We start from the raw sequence: 4,315 nt of genomic DNA on the forward strand, positions 1-4,315 counted from the left end.
GAGGCGGCTGGTCTATAAGCGGGAAGTCGCGGCCGTGACGGTCATGCAGCTTACCGAAAGTGCCGCATTGCCGTGGGTGGATCAGGCGGCGGTGGTCTTTGATGAGGCCGAACAAGGTGGTGTCTGAAGAACATTATCGGCCCAAAGCTGCCGCTCGCAAACCATGTTGTATGCTGCGATGCGGCCCGTCAAACCTGCCGTTCGCTGCATCGGTGAAATCAGGAGCGAGGCGAATTCACACACAGCGGACATAGCTGCCATAAAGTACAAGATTTTGAAGGACAGCTTTCGAGCTTCAGGGTTTCGATGACCATTTCATCGTGAGCAAGAGAAGAGGTTCACCACAGCCGGAACCTGTATTGTATCGCCCCCCGAAAACTTCTCGAAGGCCAGCATAACGGCGCTTTCAATCGCAGCCTCATCAGCTTCTGTCCCTGAATAGGCTTTCATGATGCGAGCCGCAGGACCGACCTTACTGGCAGCGCGCGCAGCACCTGCCACCCCTCCGGGAGGTGTGAGCAAAATGTCTACCGGACGTGCTTCGATATTCGAAAGGCCCGCCCGCGTCATCAGATCAGCCACTCGATCACAGTCTTGAAATGCGGTTGGGCCGGGTGCATCGGGGTTCCCTTTCGGCTGAGCTCCCAATCTTTCCTCCGCCGCTTTTTTGGGGATATCAAACCAAGGGTTCTTTACTACCGAAGCCCAACAAACAAAGATCATTTTACCATGATCGTTCAGTGCATTGGACAGGTTATTTAGCGCCGCAACGGTGTCGGAAAAGAAACTCATACCCAATCGCGATACCAGAAGATCGAAGGGTTGGGCTGAAAAATCATGTGTTTGGGCATCGGCCAAAAGGAACGACGCGTTCTGCAAACCCATGGCCTTCGCCCTGCTGGCAGCGCGTGCGAGAAGAGGATCAGAAATGTCCACTCCGAGAACCTTGCCATTTCTGGTGCGTTGGGCGGCCTCAAGGGTGCTTGCTCCGGTTCCACACCCTATGTCGATGATGCGGTCTGTTGTGGCAATGTCAGCCGTATCGAGCATCATGTGCAACATACCGGCCATCGCGGTATCCAGCGCATGTTCGTGCTCAATCCACTTCAGACCTGCTGGAGAAGCCCAATAATCAGCCTGCGCTCTGTTTGCTTCCATGAAACTCTATCCCTGTTTTAATCAGCATAGCAGACATTCGTGCTCCCCGCAGCATCTTGCACATTGGGCTCACTGCCGACCTTCGCTGCGTTTGCACACGAAATCAACGCCGAGCCGGAAGACGAGCGGCGGCAGTGCGGACAAAGCTGCCATTTGACTGAGCTGCGGGCTCGCCGAATTTGGAATATAAGTGGTTACATAAGACTGACGACCGCAATAATGGAAACCACGTTTCGTGACTTCCGTCTCCATTATAGATCACGGCCATTCATAGCGAGCATCCAGCTGTCGTATGGCGTCAGTCTTCGACTGTCGCCAAACTTGCCTGCCGCTATGTCTGCTTGTAATGCTGGAGGAAGGTAAACACACTGCTCGAATGATACTGAGGAGTATCCATGGTCGATGATGGTGAAATTACGGTTCCAGGAACTTGGCACAACATTGATCCTTCGCCACGCAATTACGCACCTGGAGTAAGGCTTCTTCATCGGCGTACTTTTGAGTTGAATCAACAGGAAAGCCTGAAAATACACGAAGTCGAGCATTGGCTGTTAGGGGCGGCTAGCAAAACGGCCAGCGCTCACGTATTGGTGGAAGGTTTCGCCTGTAGGCTCGCTCGCGCCGGACTTGGTGTTGACCGTATGATTCTTAATGTGGGCACCGTTCACCCCCAAGCTTACGGCTATGCTTGGCACTGGAACATCCTCGATGGGCTTTGTGATGAAATTCAGATTGGAGAAGATACACTTCTATCCGATCAATTCCGTAAAAATCCCATATTCCGGGTCATTGAATTTGGTGAAACAGTCCGTGTGCAGCTGCGACAGAAACCCACCAAAAAACAAAGCAACTTAATGGCAGAACTCGCTGCGGCGGGATTTTCCGAATATATCGCCATTCCTTTATCTGCCAGCGGTGAGAAACACAACGCGGTTACTCTGGCAACCCTGCAAGCCAACGGATTTACTCAATCGCAGTTAGATTCCTTAACACGATTGCTTGTTTTTTTTGCTCTTCAGGTTGAACGACATATTGCCAACCGTATCGCGCAGAACATATCGCATACCTACCTGGGGCTCATGGCTGGTGAAAGGGTTGTAAAGGGCACGATCAAGCGGGGAACAGGAATTTCTATTCGTGCAATCGTATGGAGTTCCGACATGCGTGACTTTTCTGGCTTATCCGAAAAACGGGACAATAAATCGGTAGCCGATATGTTGAACAGCTATTTCTCAGTGTTGGCCGACGCGGTTCTTCGCAATGGTGGGGATGTGCTCAAGTTTGTCGGCGACGGAATGCTCGCCGTCTTTCCACTTGGGGGTTTTTCTTCCCCGGAAACTGCCGCTCTGGCAGCCGCAAAAGCAGCACGCGAGGCAGTGGAGGGATTGGAAGCTCTCAATCAAAACATGCGTCAGCAAGCTCAATGGCGGGCTTTGCGGACCGGAATCGGCCTCCACCTGGGCGACGTGTTTTTCGGTAATATCGGATCAGCGAAACGTCTTGACTTCACCGTAATTGGTGAAGCCGTAAACATCGCCACGCGTGTTGAAAGACTTTGCAAGCTGTTGAAACGCGATATCCTACTGACCGCACCTGTGGCGGCATTGCTTGGTGAGGAAGCTGAACCAATGGGTACGAAGACTCTGAAGGGAATACAAAAGGTCGAACAGATTTTCGCTCTTTCCAATGGCCGTTGATCTGCTGACGCACTTTGCAGGTCCTTCCCTGACACTATTTTGCAAGAAATGAAATCTAATATTCGGAATTACTTTCCGACTTGGGATTCAAAGCCAACAGCTCACTGGGCAGACATCGAAACCGCCAATCCAATTGTCCCCTTTGGGCTCTATTTTGTTGAAAAACTCTTCCTTGATTGCGGCCTGAACTGCGGATTCAATCCCGGTATTGTTGGAGGGATCGCGCCTTGAAGGACGGATGCCAGGTCTGCCCGTCCAAGCAAAAATGCTGCCCCAACGCTGATGCGCGCAAGATCACCCGCGAGGAGCACGAAGATGCGCGCCAGGTCGCAAGAGATCTGGCCAAGACCGAAGAGTACCAGATCGCGATGAAGCTCAGAAAGAAAGTTAAGATGCTCTTCGCGCACCTCAAACGCATCCTTGGGCTGGGACGATTGCGATTACGCGGCCCATGCGGTGCAAATGACGAATTCCTCCTCGCCGCCACCGCCCAAAACCTCCGCAAACTGGCTAAGATCTTTCCTGCGCCGCAGCAAACGCGCAAAGCCTGATAGGAAAGGCGCGCGCGCCGGATTTGGAACAGCAATTTCTGCGTTTGCAAACGTTAGTTTTTCCACAGAATCGGCGGAGAGCCTACATTCGCCGCGTGCTGCGCCAAGGTCTTCTATGCGGACTTGTCTGCTTGTCGCCGCTGCAGAGAAATCGACCTCCGCGCGACGGCCTATTTTCGGAGCCTGTGGCGGCACGCCGACCAAATTTGAACAGCACTTGCAATTCGCTGAGCTGGAAACCTCCCAAAGGATCAAATCAAGCATATTTCGGCTGTCGGTTCTCTCGGATTGGGGCGTGGATGATCGCGGCAAGCACTCCAAACAGGATGGCGACCCACCACATCGGAATGTAGCTTTGATAGATATCAAAAATTCGTCCACCTAACCATGCTCCGGCGAAACTCCCCGCTTGATGGCTAAAAAACACGAGGCCAGCCAAGGTCGATAAGTAGGTGAGACCTTGAGTTTGCGCGACTAATCCCATGGTAAGAGGAACTGTCGATAGCCATAAAATCCCCATGACCGCTGAAAAGATATAGATATTCGCCGCTGACACTGGAGACAGAACAAAGATCGTGATGACAACAGCGCGGGAAAGATAGATGCCCACCAGCATATTTTTCTTAGAGAAGTTTTCTCCGCTCCATCCGGCCAGGAATGAGCCTGCAATATTGAAAAGTCCGATCAATGCAAGCGACCATCCTCCAACAATGATCGGCAAACCAAGATCGGCGATATAGGCTGGCAAGTGTGTGCCGATGAATGCGACGTGGAAGCCGCAGACAAAGAAACCAAAGAACAGACACAAAAAGCTCCAGTCAGTGAATGCGGTAAGGCTTATCCCGTTTGATCCGGGAGCACATGATGTTGTCCTTCAAGGCTTGATAATCGGCCATGTTCATGTATTGT

At 52.1% G+C, this 4,315-nt stretch carries 3 protein-coding genes and 1 pseudogene; 2 read left to right on the top strand and 2 right to left on the bottom strand.

Annotation, left to right across the window (positions count from 1 at the left end; genetic code table 11):
• Window positions 1-315: 315 nt before the first annotated feature.
• The gene (locus tag LC354_RS26485; protein ID WP_223428946.1) at window positions 316-1,158 is read right to left on the bottom strand and encodes a class I SAM-dependent methyltransferase; all 843 of its coding nucleotides are present in this window, start codon (window positions 1,156-1,158) and stop codon (window positions 316-318) included.
• Between the two features lie 395 nt (window positions 1,159-1,553).
• Here LC354_RS26485 and LC354_RS26490 point away from each other — a divergent pair, with 395 nt between their 5' ends.
• Both LC354_RS26490 and LC354_RS26495 read left to right on the top strand, forming a co-directional pair.
• Window positions 1,554-2,855, top strand: coding sequence for an adenylate/guanylate cyclase domain-containing protein (locus tag LC354_RS26490; RefSeq protein ID WP_223428947.1), 1,302 nt, complete (start codon window positions 1,554-1,556; stop codon window positions 2,853-2,855).
• A 215-nt stretch (window positions 2,856-3,070) separates the two neighbouring features.
• Window positions 3,071-3,406 (top strand): annotated as a pseudogene (locus tag LC354_RS26495) (transposase); the annotation flags it as partial.
• A gap of 256 nt (window positions 3,407-3,662) precedes the next feature.
• On the opposite strand, the gene LC354_RS26500 reads toward LC354_RS26495, so the two are convergent.
• Window positions 3,663-4,214: an MFS transporter gene (locus LC354_RS26500; RefSeq protein ID WP_223428948.1), complete on the bottom strand. Its 552-nt coding sequence runs from the start codon at window positions 4,212-4,214 to the stop codon at window positions 3,663-3,665.
• Window positions 4,215-4,315: the final 101 nt, after the last annotated feature.

It is taken from the genome of Tateyamaria pelophila (genome assembly GCF_019966495.1).
GTDB classification, from domain to species: domain Bacteria; phylum Pseudomonadota; class Alphaproteobacteria; order Rhodobacterales; family Rhodobacteraceae; genus Tateyamaria; species Tateyamaria pelophila.

Excerpts from the sequence above, each read along its gene's own strand:
- LC354_RS26485 (WP_223428946.1), bottom strand. The coding sequence starts at position 1,158 with ATGGAAGCAAACAGAGCGCAGGCTGATTATTGGGCTTCTCCAGCAGGT.
- LC354_RS26490 (WP_223428947.1), top strand. The coding sequence starts at position 1,554 with ATGGTCGATGATGGTGAAATTACGGTTCCAGGAACTTGGCACAACATT.